Genomic DNA, 15,763 nt, shown 5'->3' on the forward strand with positions numbered 1-15,763 from the left:
GTCACCTCTATACAATCAATATAGCATCTCCGATTGCATCTGTCAGTGCGTCACCAGCGAGCGCGATGCCAGTCTGCCAAGCACCTCCCTCCCCCTATGCCCTACTCCCTCGCCATCTTCGACCTCGACGGCACCCTCGTCGACAGCTTCCCGTGGTTCCTGCGCACCATCAACGACGTCGCCGACCGCTTCGGCTTTCGGCGTGTCAGGGACGAGGATGTCGAGGGGCTGCGGCATGCCTCGACGCGCGAGATCCTCAGGCGGCTCGAGGTGCCCCTATGGAAGCTGCCTGCGATCGCGCGCTATGCGCGGCGGCTGAAGGGCGAAGCGGCGGCGGAGATTTCGCTGTTTGCGGGTGCCGAGGCGATGCTGCGGACGCTGACCGAGAACGGCATGCAGCTCGCGCTGGTGACGTCGGACAGCGAGGTCAATGCGCGGGCGAAGCTTGGCGAGGCAGCAACGCTGTTCTCACATTTCGACTGCGCGGCTTCGCTGTTCGGTAAGCCCGCAAAATTCCGCCGTGTCATCCGGCACGTGGGCATAGAGCCGGGCAAGGTCATTTCGATTGGCGATGAGGTCCGCGACATCGAGGCGGCGCGCGCGGTCGGCATCGCGTGCGGCGCGGTCAGCTGGGGCTATGCAGCGCCGGCCGCGCTGCAGGCGCTTGCGCCCGATTACATGTTCGCGCAAATGGATGAGATCGCGGATGCGATCTGCCGGACGCCGGCAAAAGCCTGATAGGCAATCGCCACGCCCCAAGGAGACGGTGATGACACTCACGGACGCGGCTCGCCTCAAACTCCTTACCCCACCGGTTGGCCGGTTGCGTGTCGTGCTCGACACAGACACCTATAACGAGATCGACGATCAGTTCGCGCTGGTGCAGATGCTGCTGTCGCCGGAGCGTTTTGACGTCGAGGCGATCTACGCCGCGCCGTTCTTCAATGCACGCGCGGACAGTCCCGGCCACGGCATGGAGCTGAGCTATCAGGAAATCCTGCGCCTGCTGGAGCGCTTGAACGTCGCGCCGGATGGCCTGGTTCATCGCGGCGTCACCGACTATGTCGGCCCAACCAAGACGGCACGGACGGCGCCCGCCGTCGACGATCTCATCGCCCGGGCCCGCGCAGGCTCGCCTGACAATCCGCTGTATGTCATTGCCATCGGCGCCATCAGCAACGTTGCCTCCGCACTGCTCAGGGCGCCCGATATCATCGACCGGATCGTGGTGGCCTGGCTCGGCGGCCATGCGCTGGAATGGCCGCATACGGTCGAGTTCAACCTGAAGCAGGACGTCGGCGGCGCCCAGGTGCTGCTCGACAGCGGCGTGCCGCTTGTGCTCGTCCCGTGCATGGGCGTGACCTCGCGTCTGCACAGCACGGTGCCGGAGATCGAGCGCTACGTCGAACCGCACGGCAGCATCGGCGCGTTCCTTGCCATGCGGTTCAAGGAGTATTCGTCGGATCACATGGGCTGGGCCAAGGAGATCTGGGACATGGCGCCGGTCGGCTGGCTGCTCAATCCCGTGTGGGCGCCGAGCGTGATCATCCCGGCCCCGGTTCTCACGGAGCAGATGACCTGGAGTGTCGACCGCCGGCGCCATCCGATCCGCTACGTGACTTATGTGGATCGCAACCCGATCCTGAGGGATTTTTTCGTGAAGCTGCGGGACTTCGCCGCGTCGCAAATACCGTAGTCAGTCCCCTACTCCGTCCTCCGCAAGAACGCCCCGAATGCGCGCGGGCCGTCGCCGGTCTTGACCTCGCCGATCACCTTCAACTCGGCCGCATCGATGATATCGAGCGTGTTGCTCTCCCAGCAGGCGACGATGATGCGCTTGCCGTCGGCAGTGGCATTGATGCCTTCGGGATAGTCACCGACATTGATGCGCTTGACCGGCTTCAGCGTCGCGACATCGAACACGCTCACGGTGCCGCCATACTGGTCGGTGACGAAGCCGCGGCCAAGCGTCAGCGCCACGGCATAGGGACGCATCCCGACCGGCACGCGGCCGATCTCGCTGCCGGCGGCGATGCCGATCACCGAAACGTCGTTGGAGCCGACATTGGCGGTGTAGGCGTGCTTGCCCTCGGCATCGACGGTGACGCCGAACGGGCGGCTGCCGACCTTGATGACCGCCTTGCGCTCGCGGGTCGCGGTGTCCACCACCGAGACGCTGTCGTCATCGCGGTCCGCCGAAAGCAGCAGCTTGCCGTCCGGCGTCACCGCGAGCCCCGACGGCGAGGCGCCGACCGCGATGCTGGCGGTCACGCTGCGCGACGCCGCATCGATCACCCGCACCGCGGCCGCATACCAGTCGGCGACATAGACCGTCTTGCCGTCGGGCGCGACCGCAATGCCCAGCGGCCCGCCGCCGACCTCGATCCGCCCCGAGATCTGCCGCGTTGCGGCGTCCACCACCGTCACTACCTTTGCATCCGGGCTCGTGACATAGGCAAAGCGGCCGTCCGCGGTGACGGCCACGCCGGCCGGCTTGCCACCGATCGGTGACGAACGCCTCTTCGGCGGACGCGCCACTGACGCAGGCAAGACTGGCGAGCGCCGCCAGGACCAGGACCCGCACGGTCAGCTTCCGCTCTCGATCTTCTTCTTCAGCGCTTCGAGGCCGGTCTGGTAAAGCCCCTTCACCGCCTTCACCGAGGCCTCGTCACTCAGCTCCGGCGGCGGATCGTTGTTGGGAAAGCCGCGGTAGAACGCGCCGGCCCATTCCAGCGTCGCGCCCTTGCCGTCGGCGCTCGGCGTCACCGTCAGCGTCGAGGAGTAGTTGTTGACCGGCAAAACCTTCACGTCGACGGCCGTGATCCGGTACGAATAGGTCATGGCGGCTGCGTCGAACTTGTAGAGCTCCTCTTCGACAATGCCGCCGCCGGTCAGCGTCAGCCGCCGCGTCGCGCCGATCTCGTTGCCCTTCTCGCCCTCGGTCCTGGTGACAGGTGCGAGCCAGCTCATGTCCTGGAAATTGCCAATCGCCGCCCAGACCTTGGCCGGGGCTGCATTGATCTCGATGGATTCCCGCACCTTCTGCCGGGTCGGCCCGTGCGCCCAGGCTGCGGACAAAACCATTCCCGCCACTGCAAGCACCGCCACCCCGGCGATCGCATGACCGATCGTCTTCCTCATCTCGTTTCCTCATCCTTTGACCATGCGCGACTTGAAGCGCGCTGAGGCCATGGTAACGCATTTTCGGGCCGTGGGGAGACCGCTTAGTGGCCTCGGCGTGGCAGGCGCGCTGCTCGCGAGCCACAAGCCCTTGCGCTACCCGTCGGGCAAAACACGCGAGATGATGGTCAACGTGCTCAGAGCAAAATAATTCGCTTTACACGAATTCGGAAATGCATCATATTCCAGCCATCCCAACCCGGCCGAGGGGCGCTCGCGATCGTCACGAACGCGGGATGGGACGTGGTGGACGCGGGTCATATCGGCGCGAAGGGTTTTGCAGGGCGGGCAACCGTGAGCGAAGGCCTCGCGCACACGACCGGTGTGATCGGCGTACGGCAAAATCGTGTGGTCCTGGCGCCCGGAGCCTGTGCGCCAAGGCTCGTGGTGATGCGTATGGCCCAACCGGGCCCTCACATCAGTCATCCGCGAGGCGACGGGGGCAATAGTGCATCGCTCCCCGGGGAGAGCACGACATAAGCCGTAAACCCACTGCGCAGGGAAGGCCGGATGTTTGGCTTCACCTGTATGCCGCTGTGCAGATTTTTATAGCGCAATCATCGCACAGTGGACCGCGGGTGCCAGCCGGCACCCGGTCTTCCCTGCGCCCTCGGCACTTTCGAGGGCGGCAACGGCCGCAAAGCTCGGGCACGATGTGCCGCGAGGACGTGAAAGCGTGTCCGCAATTGCAGATTCCAATGGGACGATGAAGCTTACTCACGTTTTGCTTGCGGGAAGCTTGCGGGAGCGATCCATACGATGCGGCACTTGGACGCAAAATCATACCTGAGGTTGTCGTTCAGAATCGCAGCAATGAATTGTAACAATGTTTCTGTCTGCTGGCATGAGGCCAGTTCCTGCCTTGCGACCCGGCAATGATTGACGGACGTCCAGGAGCCGCCGAGCCGTCAGGAATTCCCCATGGTGTCCACCTATTTTGGCTACAGCTACGTCACGCGCAATCTCGCACAGACCCTGACGCGGGTGGCGCAGCAATCGGACGTATCAAGCGATGCCGCCTACTACAAGGCCAACATCGGCAAGGTGCACACCGTAGACGATCTGATGAATGACTATCGCCTGTATCATTACGTCACGAAAGCCTATGGCCTGGAAGACATGGCCTACGCCAAAGCTTTCCTGAAGAAAGTGCTGCAGAGCAATCTCTCGGACTCAAAGAGCTTTGCCAACACGCTGATCGACAAGCGCTACCGGGATTTTGCCGCGGCATTTTCCTTCGGTGGCGGTGAAACGAAGGTTGCGCAATCAGACAGCCAGACCGACGACATCATCGGGCTGTACACGGCAGCCATGAAGAGCAACGTCGATGCAGTTGCCGCCGATACGAAATACTACAACGCCACGATCGGCACGGTGACCAGCGCCGACCAGCTTCTCAACGACGACCGTCTTCGCAACTATGTCGCTTCGGCATTCGGGATCGATCAAAGCAAGTGGCCGCGTGATACGATCAAGCAGGTCTTGTCCAGCGATCCATCCGATCCGAACAGCTACGTCAATGTCACCTTCTCGTCTCAGCTGAATGGCCTGAACGCCCAGCTTGCTCAAGCCAAATCGGATGCAACTGACGCCAGTTCGAAGATTGCCGGCTACACGACGCAACTGTCGCAGCCCGGCGCTGACGTCAATCAACTGAACGTGCAGATATTGGTCGAACGATATCGCCTGCAGACCGCCGTGAGCAGCATATCCAGCACCAACGACGCCATCGCGACGACCGGCCACTTCATGGATCTGGCCGCCGCGTTCGCGTTTTCCGCCGACGGGTCGCTTCCAGCGGGTACACCTGCGCAGACCGCAGCAAACCTCGCAAGCACGAACCAGAGCTTCGACGACAGCAAGTCGGCGGTCTACTCGGCGGCAAGCCCGTTGCAGGAAGCTCTGGTCATCGCACAATTCAGAAAATTCATCCCCAATGTAACTTCGCTCCAGACGCTGGTGTCCACACCAGGCGCGTATAATTTTTCGCTGGCGGCCGTCGGCCTCGATCCTACACAGGTCCCACAGTCCACCGTGAAGGCCGTTCTCGAAAGCGACCTCAACGACCCCAAGAGCTACGTCTATTCGCTCAAGGACGATCGATACGTCAAGCTCGCGCGCGCGTTCAATTTCGACGCAAAGGGCAATCTGACGACACCCCTCGCGGCTCAGGATTCGGCCGAAGTCCTCGATATCGCCAAGGACTACATCATTGCGAAAATAAAATTCGCAAATGCGCAGGACCAGGCGAAGATCAAGGCTCAAGCTCAGAAAGATGCGACGGACTATCAGCAGTCGATAGGCAACATCGACAGCGTTTCCGACCTGCTTGCGAACAGGAAGATGGTCGACTTCATCCTTGTCGCCAAGGGTCTGGACCCTGCGAAAGTGACCACCGCCTATCTCAAGAAGATCTTCGGCTCTGATCTGAGCGATCCCAAGAGCTTCGCCAACACCGAGAGCGACCCGCGTTTTGCCGAGATCGCGGCGTCATTCAATTTCGATAAAAACGGTGACGTCGCGCGCCTTCCGATGGTGGGCCCGCAAAAGCGCGATCAATTTCTGGCAACGCAAAAGAACTATCTCGAGCAAAGCCTGGAGCAGCAGCAGGGCGATACGAATCCCGGCGTGCGTCTGGCGCTGTATTTCCAGCGCATGGCCGGACACATCACGTCCGCCTACGACATCCTTGCCGACAAGGCGCTTTCAGAGGTGTTTCGGACCACCTTCGATTTGCCTGATCAGATGGCGTCGATGCAGATCGATCAGCAGGCCAAGATCGTGGAAAAATATCTGAATCTGAAAGATCTCGGCGATCCCAGCAAAGTTGCAAAACTGCTGAACCGCTTCTCGGCCATGTACGACGCGAGGAACGCCAGTCAGACGTACTCGCCCGTGCTCGACCTCTTTCAAGGATCGAGCTCGGGGACATCAGGCTTCAGTGAATCGACATATCTGGCCATGGCGAAAATGCGCGCCAGCCCGTGGTGATCGGTGGACGTATCCGCGATTTCAAGCGCCAATTGAAGGACCAAGCAGGTACTACAAGTCGTCATTGCGAGCGCAGCGAAGCAATCCAAACTATCGCCGCGGAGGGATTCTGGATTGCTTCGCTGCGCTCGCAATGACGATTGAGAGAGCATTTGTTGATTGCGTTCCTCGCCTATTCCGCCAGCGTCGCCTCGACGAAGCCGCGCGGATCGGCGCAAAACTCCCGCATGACCCGGTAATGATCGGTCTGCTCCACACTTGTCGGCTCGAGCCCATATTTGCCGAGCCGCAGCAGCTGCGCATTGGGATAGGCCATCAGCAGCGGCGCATGGGTGGCCATGATCACCTGGCAATTGCCGGAGAGATCCATGCGATGCAGCAACTTGAGGAAGTCCATTTGCCGCGCCGGCGACAGCGCCGATTCCGGCTCGTCGAAGATGTAGATGCCCTGCTTCTGGCAGCGCTCCTCGAAGAACACCAGAAAGCCCTCACCGTGGGAAAAGGAAAGATAGTCCGGCGCCTCATGAACGCTCGCGCCAAACACGCCCTCCATAGCTTCTGCGGCACTCACGGCCGAGCGGTCGAGATAGCGCGCGACAGAAAAGAACGTCTCAGCGCGAAAGAACCAGCCGTCGGTCACCTTCGGCACCCACGCCGCTCGCAGGGCAGACGACAGCTCTTCGCCGGTGATTTCGATGCCGCCGCCTTCGATCTCCCGAAAACCCTTGCGGCCGCCAGTGCTGGCAAAGCCGGCAACCCCCGCAATGCCCTCGAGGATGGTCGATTTGCCGGCCCCGTTCTCGCCGACGATGATCGTGACCGCGGCGTCGAAGCTATGATCGAACTCGTCCCTGAAGACCGGAAGACAGAATGGATAGGCCTCCCAGTCCTCGACCTGCGCGCGGTCGAGCCAGACGCGCCTGAGATAGGGCGCACGCAGCGTAGTTTGACGGCGTCGTGTCCGGCTCATGTACCTGCCCCCGCTCAGTCCCAACTGAAACCTGCAATGGAACATATCAGGAACAGCAACTTCATGGAAGTGGCATCTGTAGGGCACCGCAAGTCCCAGGCTTGACTATCCCAATGCCTCCAGCACCAGCTCCATGGTCATCAGCACGGGATTGTCGCCGCGGATCAGCCGCCCCTCGGCGACGCCGCCGGTGTAGTCGATCAGTACGACGTCGAGCGCCGCTTCCAACGCGCCGGACGCACCGGATGCAATCGTCCCGGCGGTTATCGCCAGCTCCGTGGCAAACGGCTCGGTCACGCCGCCATGGGTGAAGCGCGCGCCGATGGTCGAGCCCACACCGCCGTGGATCTTCGCACGCGCAATGCCGCGCGCCCTGCAAAAGGCTTCGAGGCAGAAGGCAAAATCCTGGTTGGGGCGCAGCCGCAGCGCAAAGGCGCGGCTGGTCGTGCGCGCACCGGAGCTTGCGGCCACGACCGGCCCGAACAGCTTGAAATTGGTCTCGGGGTCGGGCTCAGCGGTGAACGTCGCACCGTCGATGCCGAAGGCCTCGACCTCGAACGGCTCTGCGACAACAGTCTCGTCCGGCAGCATGTGGCCACCGCTCGCCCTGCCATCCGTCTCGGTCCACAGCGCGTGGCAATGAAAGAACGGCGCGCCGTCGCGCATGCCGAGCGTCATGCTGCCGAGCCTAGTGCGCGTCACGCCCGCGGGCCGATACGTGTCGCTGTAGAACGCCGCATTCTCGCCGGTCTTCGACAGCGCCGGCATGACATAGCCGAACGGCCCCAGCGCGCCTCGGCCGAAATTCAGCACGCCACTCGCAAACCCTTCCGCGGCAAAACCGCGGCGCGCAGCTTCGAGCAGCGGAAGGCCGGCTGGAAGCGTGAACGAAAAGGAGCGCCCCCTCGCCTCCACCCACTGGATACGCTCGGTGACGGGCGCGCCCGGCTGCTTGATAGTCCGCATCACGTAAACTCAGCCCGTCCTGGTCTTGTCGAGATCGAGCAGCCCGCGCGCCTCGAGCTCGTCGCGTACCATCCGTTTCGGCACCTTGCCGTAGCCGGATTTCGGCAGCGCCTCCCAGAAAAAGAAGCGCTTCGGCATCTTGTAGCGCGGCACCTTCGGCAGCAGGAACGCCGCCATCTCCGCTTCGCTCACCGGCTTCTCGCCGTCGCGTGCGACACAAACGGCAACGCCGACCTCGCCCCAGGTCGCATCGGGCACGCCGAGCACGGCGACCTCGCCGACCGAAGGATGCGTCAATATCTTCTCCTCGATCTCGCGCGGATAGATGTTGGAGCCGCCGGAGATGTACATGTCCGACGCACGGCCGGTGATGTAGACGAACCCCTCCTCGTCCACGTGGCCGAGATCGCCGGTGCGGAACCAGCCGTTGCGGAACGCCTTAGCATTGGCCTCGGGGTTATCGTAGTAGCCGGCGAGCACCGCAGGCCCGATCACGCAGATCTCGCCGCTCTGGTTCGCCTTGAGCTCGCGGCCCTCGTCGTCCTGGATCGAGACCTGCATGCCGGTCCGCTCGAAGCCGCAAGTGCCGATCTTCGCATGCGGGCCGTCCTCGGGATCGTGCAGCGCCGCCGGCAGCACCGTGATGTTGCCGGTGACCTCGCCGAGGCCAAAATACTGCACGATGACCTTGCCGAGCTTCTTCAGCGCGGCCTTCTGGTCCTCACGATACATCGGCGCGCCGGCATAGATCACGTGGCGCAGCGAGGAATGATCGTATTTGTCGGCAGCGGGGTGCTCGACCATCATCTTCAAGATCGTCGGCACCGTGAAGAGATTGCCGACCCGGTGCGCCGCGATCAGACGGAACGCCTCGTCGATGTCGAATTTCTCGGTCGGCAGCAGCACGGTGCAGACGCCGCGCGCGGTCTGCACCAGCTGATGCACGCCGGCGCCATGCGACAGCGGCGCCACCACCAGCGACGCATCGGCTTCCGTCACGCCGGGGGTGAGATCGGCGAGATGGTTGGTGACGACAAAACCCATCTGGCCGTGGGTCAGCACCGCAGCCTTGGAGCGGCCGGTGGTGCCGGAGGTGAAGAAGAACCAGCAGGGATCATCGTGCTCGACCGCAATGTTCTCGACCACTTGGCCTGCCTGCGCAACGATGGCGTCGGCCACCGAGCGCTCGGCGAACGATGCCTTGCCGTCGATGCTCCAGATGAATTCCAGCGCGCCGCCGTTCACGGCCACCGCGTGCTCGGGAAAATCGACATGGCACAAAAATCCCTTCGCGCCGGAGGCCTGTGCGAGATAGGCGACCTCATCCGGCATCAGGCGGAAATTGGTGGGCACCCAGACCGCGCCCAGCCGGAACGCCGCGAACATCGAGAAGAACATCTCGTGGCCATTCTTGGAATGAACGAGGATGCGGTCGCCCTTGGCGATGCCGCGCGCCGCAAGCGCAGCCGCCAGTGCGGAAACTTGTGCATCGATCTCGCGCCAGGTCCAGGATTTGTCACCCCAGACGAAACCGGGACGCAATCCATGCCGCCGCGCATTCTGGGTCAGCATGTAGGCAAGATTCATGACGCGGCGGGACATGCGGAGCGGCTGCATCGGGCTTCCTTTTTGACGGCAGACGGCACGCAAGCCGCCCGCTCATTGGGGCCCATTTATCGCCATCGGGAGTGGCCTAGCAAGGCCACCGGCGGCCATGTCATCCACGCGCTCGTTCAAGGAATTTTAAACATGATGGGGGCAACCTCGCTCAGTATCCGCGTACAGAGTGCTGCATCATGGTCAAAGCGCCCGTCGTTCTCCTGCTCACGTTGGCGCTTGCCGGCTGTGCTGTCGCTCCACAAGCTCATCTCACCTCCGATCCTGCCTTCAGGCCCGCGCGTTATGCCTGGGATGGCGCTGGCGAAGATCCCAATCAGCCACGTACCGCCCAGCCGTCGCGAGCAACACGCACGGCCGCCGCATCCGAGCGCACCAGGTCGCAAGCCGCGCTCCAGCCCTATTCGAAGGAATGGTGGCAGGCCCAGGACGGCATCGAGGCCGAACAAGACGCCAAGGTCAATCGCTCGCTCGTCATCTGCCAGGGCTGCCTCCCCGCCAAACCTCAGCCGGAAGATTCTCGCCTCGCCAAGGCGGCTGATTGAACCGAACCGCGCGCACTCGATTTCTATCCCGTCACCAATTCGCAGGAACTCGACGTAAAGTCGTTCAGGATTGACGCGGAGAACACGGAGGCCGACAAGACGACGCTCGCGATGACCATCATCGGCCACCGCATCGACCGCAACCCGCCGACCAAATCGTGCGTTACGACTTCGTGCAGACGCGCTGAAGAGCTGACCGGAGATATCATGAGTGACGTGATCAATAACAGGGCCCACCACCGTTACGAGCTCGAGGTGGAGGGCCATCTCGCGACCGAGCATTACAAGATCGACGGCAATGTCATCACCTTCGAGCACACCGACGTGCCGAAGGAGCTCGGCGGCAAAGGCGTCGGCTCAAGGCTGGTGCAAGGTGCGCTCGACCAGGTCCGCACGGCCGGCTTGAAGCTGATCCCGGAATGCCCGTTCGTGAAGGCATGGATCGAGAAGCACCCGGACTATGCGGATCTGGTGAAGAGATGAGCAAGCGCAGGCCCGCCGATCGCACGACGGGCCTGCCGAAAATCCACAGCCTACTGCCCATGCTTCAGCATATCCTGGTCACTTAGATCCCAGTCCTGCCACAACTGGAGCACGCCGAGGACCACCGCCACCGCGCCGAGACTCGTGTGGTAGACCCGAAGAAAACCTTCGCCGGAATAGCCGACCACCAAGGGCGAGACGATGAGCCATAGCCCGACCACGATAGTCGCCACCTCCTGCCAGCGCTGCAAGGCGACATATTCGAGCTGGCTGAGGCCAAATATGACCAAGCCGACTGCGACCGTATTCAGGACCATCGTCTCGTGTCCGACGATCCCTGAGCGATCCTGGATGGGAAACCACGGCGACGCGACAATCAGCGCGCCGAGCAGCATCCCACACCAGTCTTCCCATGTTCGATGAGTATTCAAGAAACCAAAGTCCGACATCGTACCCTCCTACAAAAGAGGCATACGTCAGCGGCTGGCGATCATGACACTCCGAATGTCTAGCGACCATGCCGGCCGCACTCGGGCGTATGTCCTGTAACAAGACGTGGGGAACCGATACACGATTGCAAGACGGACCAGCATTTTTTGCGCGCGAGCGAGGCTGGCGTTAGGGAATAGTGCTGGTCAGCCCGACACAGTCTTCCACGCGGGACCGCCCTCGGCGCTTGGTTGCGCCTTGGCAAGGGAGGGGTCAGGCGCCTAGATCAGCGAACAAACACCGCTTCGGAAGGATCAGGCATGGCGGCATCGGTACGCGACAACAAGGACGGGAGCCGCTTCGAGCTCGATGTCGGCAGCGAGCTGGCCTTCGCCAATTACCGGCAGACGCCGTCGGCTGTGATCATCACGCACACCGAGACGCCGCGCGCGCTGCGCGGCCGCGGCATTGCCTCCGAGCTGATCAAGGGCGCGCTCGACCTGATCCGCCGCGACGGCAGGAAGGTGATCGCAGGCTGCGGTTTCGTCGTCGATTATCTCGACAAGCATCCGGAGGATGCAGATCTCGTTGCTTGAACGCAAAAGGGCCCGCGAGATCACGGGTCCCTTCGCGTCGACCGATGCTCGTCGGTTAGTGCTTGATTTCAGGCGGCAGCTTGCCGCCATTGGCGGCGAGCTTGGACATCACCTGCTTGTGCAGCCAGACGTTCATGCTGGCGGAGTCGTTCATGTCGCCGCTGTAGCCGAGCTCCTTGGCGAGATCCTTGCGCGCAGCAAGGCTCGAATCGACGTCGAGCGCCTTCATGAGGTCGACGATCGAGGTGCGCCATTCCAGCTTCTCGCCCTTGTGCGCGGCGACGGCTGCGTCGACGATTGCAGCGACATCCACCGTTGCCGCAGGCGCGGCAGCCGGCGCAGACGCTGGCGCCGATCCGCCCGGCGCGGCCCCAGCAGGCGTGCTGCCCGCGGGTGCGCCGCCGGCGGGCGCAGCGGAAGCCGGATGGCTGCCGAAAATTGCGCCCATGATTTTCCCGAAAATGCTCATGTCTGCTCCCCGAATAGGATTCCGTTGGAAGGCCCTGAGTGGCACTTATAGATGAAGTTACGTCGCTGCGCCCGCGAAGTTCCGCGAACCATAAACAGCATGAGCTTATCTGCGGCGAAATGACGACCGGATGACATCATTGAGGTTGCACTGCGGCAACGAATCTCACCCAAGCGTGAGGGACAGGACTCGGAAATCGGCGTACGCTTCTCGCTCAGCTCGCGATGCCATCCGGAATTCGCGTCGGGTTGGACTCGCGAAACTCAGAAAAGCGGCCGCTTGCGCCGTTGCCGGCGCCGAATTCGGCTGCATGGCAAGGGAGCAAGCCGACCATGGCCACAGTCTATCAGGGCAATGTCCCTAGGAGGGGCCAGACCGCAGACGCGGCTGGACCGGTGATCCGAACCATCCAACTTTCCGACCTGCACGATGCGCTCAAGCGCGGCTGGGAAGATTTCAAGGCCGTTCCGAGCCACGCCATTATCCTCTGCGTGATCTATCCGGTGCTCGGCCTCGTGATCGCACGCGTCGCAATGGGCCATTCGGTGATACCGCTGCTGTTTCCGCTGGCCGCGGGCTTCGCCCTGATCGGCCCGTTCGCAGCACTCGGCCTCTATGAGCTCTCGAGCCGTCGCGAACGCTCTGAAGAGGCCAGCGCCTGGGATGCGATGGAGGTGCTGCGCTCGCCCTCCTTCGGCGCCATGCTCGGCCTCGGCACGCTGCTGCTCGCGCTGTTCGTGACCTGGGTCGCGACCGCACAGGCGATCTATGTTGCTGCATTCGGCTATGAGGGCGTGACCGGAATCTCGGATTTCGTGACGCGCGTGCTGACGACATCACCGGGCTGGTGGCTGATCGTGGTCGGCTGCGGCACGGGCTTCCTGTTCGCGCTCGCCGCGCTCTGCATCAGCACCGTTTCATTCCCGCTGATGCTCGACCGACATGCCGGCGCTCTGGACGCGATGGTGACCTCGCTGCGCGTCGTCGCCAAAAACCCGGTGCCGATGGCGGCCTGGGGCTTGATCGTGGCGGTCCTGCTGGCGCTCGGAACGATCCCCGCATTCCTCGGGCTCGCCGTCGTCATTCCCCTGCTCGGCCACGCCACCTGGCATCTCTACCGCAAGGTCATCGTCTCCGAGCCCGGTGCACGGCCGGTGCCGCCTCCGCCGCAGCGTCCGCGCAAGCCGGCGGCCGATTTCCCCGCCAATCTCTTCCCGTGGCGGAATAGGGAATAGGGCCGACGCCTGACGATCTCGCGCCTGGCGATGTTGTTACAACCGATCCCGCCGCGGGGACCCCCGGGCGGGGTCGGTTAATGTCGTGCGCCTTGCTTTGGCCGCGGTTACAACCGAGATTGCCGCCGCCGGTCATGCCACTTCACGGAATCAATTTACTCGAATGATCCTGACGATTTCTCGTCTCGCTCTCGCAGCCCTCGCCCTCTCCGCGTCAGTTCTGTCCGCCGAACCCGCACTCTCTGCGGTCGCCTGCGGCTCGGGCAATTTCGACGCCTGGCTTGCGGATTTCAAAACCGAGGCCGCGGCCAAAGGCATCTCACAGCAGGCGATCGCCGCCGGGCTTGCCGGCGTGACGCTGGACCAGAGCGTGCTGAACCGTGACAAATCGCAAAAGGTCTTCACCCAGACCTTCGAAGAGTTTTCCGGTCGCATGGTGCCGCCGCGGATGACGCGCGGCTCCAACATGATGAAGCAATACGGCTCGGTGCTGTCGCGCATCGAGCAGACCTATGGCGTGCCGGGCGAGATCCTGGTCGCGATCTGGGGCCTCGAGACCGATTTCGGCGTCAACACCGGCAAGTTCGCGACGATCCGCTCGCTGGCGACTCTGGCCTACGATTGCCGACGCGCCGAGCAGTTTCGCGGCGAGCTGATGGACGCGCTGCGTATCGTCCAGCGCGGCGATCTCGCGCCGGCCGACATGAAAGGCGCCTGGGCCGGCGAGCTCGGCCAGACCCAGTTCATGCCGTCATCCTGGATGAAATACGCGGTCGATTTCGACGGCAACGGCAAGCGCGACCTGTTGCACAACGCCCCCGACGTGCTCGCCTCCACGGCGAACTACCTTGCGGGCTATGGCTGGCAGAAGGGTAAGGATTGGCAGCCGGGCAGCCCGAACTTCGCGGTGCTCCAGCAGTGGAACAAGAGCGAGGTCTATTCCAAGACGGTGGCCTATTTTGCCACCCAGCTCGCCCACGCGCCCTAAAGCACACGTCCGGGCACAAAACGCGTAGGGCCGATCGCCCTGCGACCGGCCCTCTCTTGGGTTTGCGTTTACCTACCCGTTTACTTGCCCATGGTGGCTTGCATCGCCTTGTTCAGGTGCATGCCGCACGCACCCATTTTTCCATTGAGCATGGAGTCCTGCGCAGCCGTGATCTCCTTCTCGGCGACGAACTTACCGTCGCCGTCGGGCATGGCCTCGATCGCGGTCTCCGTCTTTTCCAGATTGGCCCCGCTGCAGCCGCCCATGCTGTGCTTGGCGGCCTGGGCCGGCGCGACGGCGAATGCCACGGCGGCAATTGCGATAACCCCGAGTAACTTCGTCATGATGTTACTTTCCTTCTCTTGTTCTTGGGACAGACCCAGCGACATTGCCGGAATCTGCAACATGACTTTGCTGCCGACGCGGCAACTTGCCGCAATAAATTCCCCGCGAGAATTGCGTGATGTTGCGCGCCGCGCAGAGCTGCATGCGAAATTTCTGATTTTCATTACAACTTTGTAATCCGGATCTGCACGCGCGGCGTGTGTGCACCGCATCAACGAGGGAGGCGCGGTCACTCAGCCGATCGGCGAGACGGCGACGCGGGTCCCGCCCCAGAAGACTAGAGAATCGTTGCGGCGACCCCTTTCTCAAATCACCAGGGCTTCAACGATATTTTGATTATAGGTTCATTTCTATAGATTCCCGATTCATGCGAATCGCGCATGGGAGACTTGGGTCTACAAGCTGGCGTATCGCCCTTGATGGTCGCGGAAATGCAACTTATTTCCATCACTGCCGGAACCGCACAAATTGCTATAAACCCGTGAATTCACGGACGTTTGTTGTATCATGTGAGGATTTTCGCCTAGCTGGCGGGCGGGACTGCCGACAGGTTAAGCGTCTCTTACCGATGCCATGCGTTCTTCGCTTAGCTGCATCGCAACATCGGAACTTTCGCAGTGCACCACTCTCACCTATATTCATTTCAACGACGACGCCCGGGCAAGGGCTGAATCGAACTACAGGAGACTACCAATGCTGCTCTCGCTCATCCGCATGATCCAAGCTTTCCGGGACTATCAGCGCAATGTTGCCGAGCTGTCCCAGCTCAGCGATCGCGAACTGGCCGACATCGGTCTCGATCGCTCGGACATCCCGCGCGTTGCCGCCGGTCAGTATCAGGGCTGATATCGTTCAGCCCTTCACCGGACCAACCGATAGCGCCCGCCTCGTGCGGGCGTTGTCGCATCCAGTGGCAGAAAACTCGATCTCGGCGATTCCACTGACCGCC

At 62.4% G+C, this 15,763-nt stretch carries 16 protein-coding genes and 1 pseudogene; 9 read left to right on the top strand and 8 right to left on the bottom strand.

What is annotated here, in order from left to right:
* Positions 1-96: 96 nt before the first annotated feature.
* Entirely contained in the window at positions 97-738 is a 642-nt protein-coding gene (locus ABIC09_RS24170) for an HAD-IA family hydrolase (protein WP_354110802.1), read from the top strand.
* 31 nt (positions 739-769) lie between these two features.
* Entirely contained in the window at positions 770-1,696 is a 927-nt protein-coding gene (locus ABIC09_RS24175) for a nucleoside hydrolase (protein WP_354110803.1), read from the top strand.
* An 8-nt stretch (positions 1,697-1,704) separates the two neighbouring features.
* On the opposite strand, the pseudogene ABIC09_RS24180 reads toward ABIC09_RS24175, so the two are convergent.
* Positions 1,705-2,584, bottom strand: a pseudogene (locus ABIC09_RS24180) (YVTN family beta-propeller repeat protein).
* Positions 2,585-2,586: 2 nt separating this feature from the next.
* Positions 2,587-3,141 (bottom strand): SRPBCC family protein, encoded by a 555-nt coding sequence (locus tag ABIC09_RS24185; protein WP_354110804.1) that lies wholly within the window; start codon positions 3,139-3,141, stop codon positions 2,587-2,589.
* 960 nt (positions 3,142-4,101) lie between these two features.
* Between ABIC09_RS24185 and ABIC09_RS24190 the strand changes: the two genes are divergently transcribed.
* On the top strand, positions 4,102-6,171 hold the full coding sequence (locus tag ABIC09_RS24190; protein WP_354110805.1) for a DUF1217 domain-containing protein: 2,070 nt from the start codon (positions 4,102-4,104) through the stop codon (positions 6,169-6,171).
* Positions 6,172-6,343: 172 nt separating this feature from the next.
* Here ABIC09_RS24190 and ABIC09_RS24195 read toward each other — a convergent pair whose 3' ends face one another.
* From ABIC09_RS24195 to ABIC09_RS24205, 3 genes are all read right to left on the bottom strand, one after another.
* A complete protein-coding gene (locus ABIC09_RS24195) occupies positions 6,344-7,141 on the bottom strand; it encodes an AAA family ATPase (protein WP_354110806.1) in 798 nt (265 codons plus the stop codon).
* Positions 7,142-7,246: 105 nt separating this feature from the next.
* Positions 7,247-8,107 (bottom strand): PCC domain-containing protein, encoded by an 861-nt coding sequence (locus tag ABIC09_RS24200; protein WP_354110807.1) that lies wholly within the window; start codon positions 8,105-8,107, stop codon positions 7,247-7,249.
* 9 nt (positions 8,108-8,116) lie between these two features.
* A complete protein-coding gene (locus ABIC09_RS24205) occupies positions 8,117-9,724 on the bottom strand; it encodes an acyl-CoA synthetase (RefSeq protein ID WP_354110808.1) in 1,608 nt (535 codons plus the stop codon).
* A 179-nt stretch (positions 9,725-9,903) separates the two neighbouring features.
* Here ABIC09_RS24205 and ABIC09_RS24210 point away from each other — a divergent pair, with 179 nt between their 5' ends.
* Complete coding sequence (locus ABIC09_RS24210; RefSeq protein ID WP_148753795.1) at positions 9,904-10,269, top strand: hypothetical protein; 366 nt, start codon at positions 9,904-9,906, stop codon at positions 10,267-10,269.
* 207 nt (positions 10,270-10,476) lie between these two features.
* The gene (locus ABIC09_RS24215) at positions 10,477-10,752 is read left to right on the top strand and encodes a GNAT family N-acetyltransferase (RefSeq protein WP_354034333.1); all 276 of its coding nucleotides are present in this window, start codon (positions 10,477-10,479) and stop codon (positions 10,750-10,752) included.
* Positions 10,753-10,802: 50 nt separating this feature from the next.
* On the opposite strand, the gene ABIC09_RS24220 is transcribed toward ABIC09_RS24215, so the two are convergent.
* Positions 10,803-11,201, bottom strand: a complete 399-nt coding sequence (locus ABIC09_RS24220) for an SPW repeat protein (RefSeq protein WP_148753793.1) — start codon at positions 11,199-11,201, stop codon at positions 10,803-10,805.
* A 300-nt stretch (positions 11,202-11,501) separates the two neighbouring features.
* Here ABIC09_RS24220 and ABIC09_RS24225 point away from each other — a divergent pair, with 300 nt between their 5' ends.
* Complete coding sequence (locus ABIC09_RS24225; RefSeq protein ID WP_148753792.1) at positions 11,502-11,777, top strand: GNAT family N-acetyltransferase; 276 nt, start codon at positions 11,502-11,504, stop codon at positions 11,775-11,777.
* 55 nt (positions 11,778-11,832) lie between these two features.
* On the opposite strand, the gene ABIC09_RS24230 is transcribed toward ABIC09_RS24225, so the two are convergent.
* Positions 11,833-12,246 (bottom strand): DUF3597 domain-containing protein, encoded by a 414-nt coding sequence (locus ABIC09_RS24230; protein ID WP_148753791.1) that lies wholly within the window; start codon positions 12,244-12,246, stop codon positions 11,833-11,835.
* Between the two features lie 332 nt (positions 12,247-12,578).
* On the opposite strand from ABIC09_RS24230, the gene ABIC09_RS24235 reads away from it, so the two are divergent.
* Positions 12,579-13,481: a DUF2189 domain-containing protein gene (locus ABIC09_RS24235; RefSeq protein ID WP_354110809.1), complete on the top strand. Its 903-nt coding sequence runs from the start codon at positions 12,579-12,581 to the stop codon at positions 13,479-13,481.
* Between the two features lie 163 nt (positions 13,482-13,644).
* Entirely contained in the window at positions 13,645-14,469 is an 825-nt protein-coding gene (locus ABIC09_RS24240; protein ID WP_354110810.1) for a lytic murein transglycosylase, read from the top strand.
* Between the two features lie 80 nt (positions 14,470-14,549).
* Here the strand turns inward: ABIC09_RS24240 and ABIC09_RS24245 are convergent, their stop codons facing one another.
* The gene (locus ABIC09_RS24245) at positions 14,550-14,876 is read right to left on the bottom strand and encodes a hypothetical protein (RefSeq protein ID WP_187435156.1); all 327 of its coding nucleotides are present in this window, start codon (positions 14,874-14,876) and stop codon (positions 14,550-14,552) included.
* A 631-nt stretch (positions 14,877-15,507) separates the two neighbouring features.
* On the opposite strand from ABIC09_RS24245, the gene ABIC09_RS24250 reads away from it, so the two are divergent.
* Positions 15,508-15,660, top strand: a complete 153-nt coding sequence (locus ABIC09_RS24250) for a DUF1127 domain-containing protein (RefSeq protein ID WP_007590701.1) — start codon at positions 15,508-15,510, stop codon at positions 15,658-15,660.
* Positions 15,661-15,763 lie beyond the last annotated feature (103 nt).

This window comes from Bradyrhizobium sp. S3.12.5 (assembly GCF_040548225.1).
Classification (GTDB): Bacteria; Pseudomonadota; Alphaproteobacteria; order Rhizobiales; family Xanthobacteraceae; genus Bradyrhizobium; species Bradyrhizobium cytisi.

Coding starts and splice junctions, on each gene's coding strand:
- ABIC09_RS24210 (WP_148753795.1), top strand. CDS start 9,904: ATGGTCAAAGCGCCCGTCGTTCTCCTGCTCACGTTGGCGCTTGCCGGC.
- ABIC09_RS24250 (WP_007590701.1), top strand. CDS start 15,508: ATGCTGCTCTCGCTCATCCGCATGATCCAAGCTTTCCGGGACTATCAG.
- ABIC09_RS24230 (WP_148753791.1), bottom strand. CDS start 12,246: ATGAGCATTTTCGGGAAAATCATGGGCGCAATTTTCGGCAGCCATCCG.
- ABIC09_RS24225 (WP_148753792.1), top strand. CDS start 11,502: ATGGCGGCATCGGTACGCGACAACAAGGACGGGAGCCGCTTCGAGCTC.
- ABIC09_RS24240 (WP_354110810.1), top strand. CDS start 13,645: ATGATCCTGACGATTTCTCGTCTCGCTCTCGCAGCCCTCGCCCTCTCC.
- ABIC09_RS24220 (WP_148753793.1), bottom strand. CDS start 11,201: ATGTCGGACTTTGGTTTCTTGAATACTCATCGAACATGGGAAGACTGG.
- ABIC09_RS24200 (WP_354110807.1), bottom strand. CDS start 8,107: ATGCGGACTATCAAGCAGCCGGGCGCGCCCGTCACCGAGCGTATCCAG.
- ABIC09_RS24185 (WP_354110804.1), bottom strand. CDS start 3,141: ATGAGGAAGACGATCGGTCATGCGATCGCCGGGGTGGCGGTGCTTGCA.
- ABIC09_RS24245 (WP_187435156.1), bottom strand. CDS start 14,876: ATGTTGCAGATTCCGGCAATGTCGCTGGGTCTGTCCCAAGAACAAGAG.
- ABIC09_RS24235 (WP_354110809.1), top strand. CDS start 12,579: ATGGCCACAGTCTATCAGGGCAATGTCCCTAGGAGGGGCCAGACCGCA.
- ABIC09_RS24215 (WP_354034333.1), top strand. CDS start 10,477: ATGAGTGACGTGATCAATAACAGGGCCCACCACCGTTACGAGCTCGAG.
- ABIC09_RS24190 (WP_354110805.1), top strand. CDS start 4,102: ATGGTGTCCACCTATTTTGGCTACAGCTACGTCACGCGCAATCTCGCA.
- ABIC09_RS24205 (WP_354110808.1), bottom strand. CDS start 9,724: ATGCAGCCGCTCCGCATGTCCCGCCGCGTCATGAATCTTGCCTACATG.
- ABIC09_RS24195 (WP_354110806.1), bottom strand. CDS start 7,141: ATGAGCCGGACACGACGCCGTCAAACTACGCTGCGTGCGCCCTATCTC.
- ABIC09_RS24170 (WP_354110802.1), top strand. CDS start 97: ATGCCCTACTCCCTCGCCATCTTCGACCTCGACGGCACCCTCGTCGAC.
- ABIC09_RS24175 (WP_354110803.1), top strand. CDS start 770: ATGACACTCACGGACGCGGCTCGCCTCAAACTCCTTACCCCACCGGTT.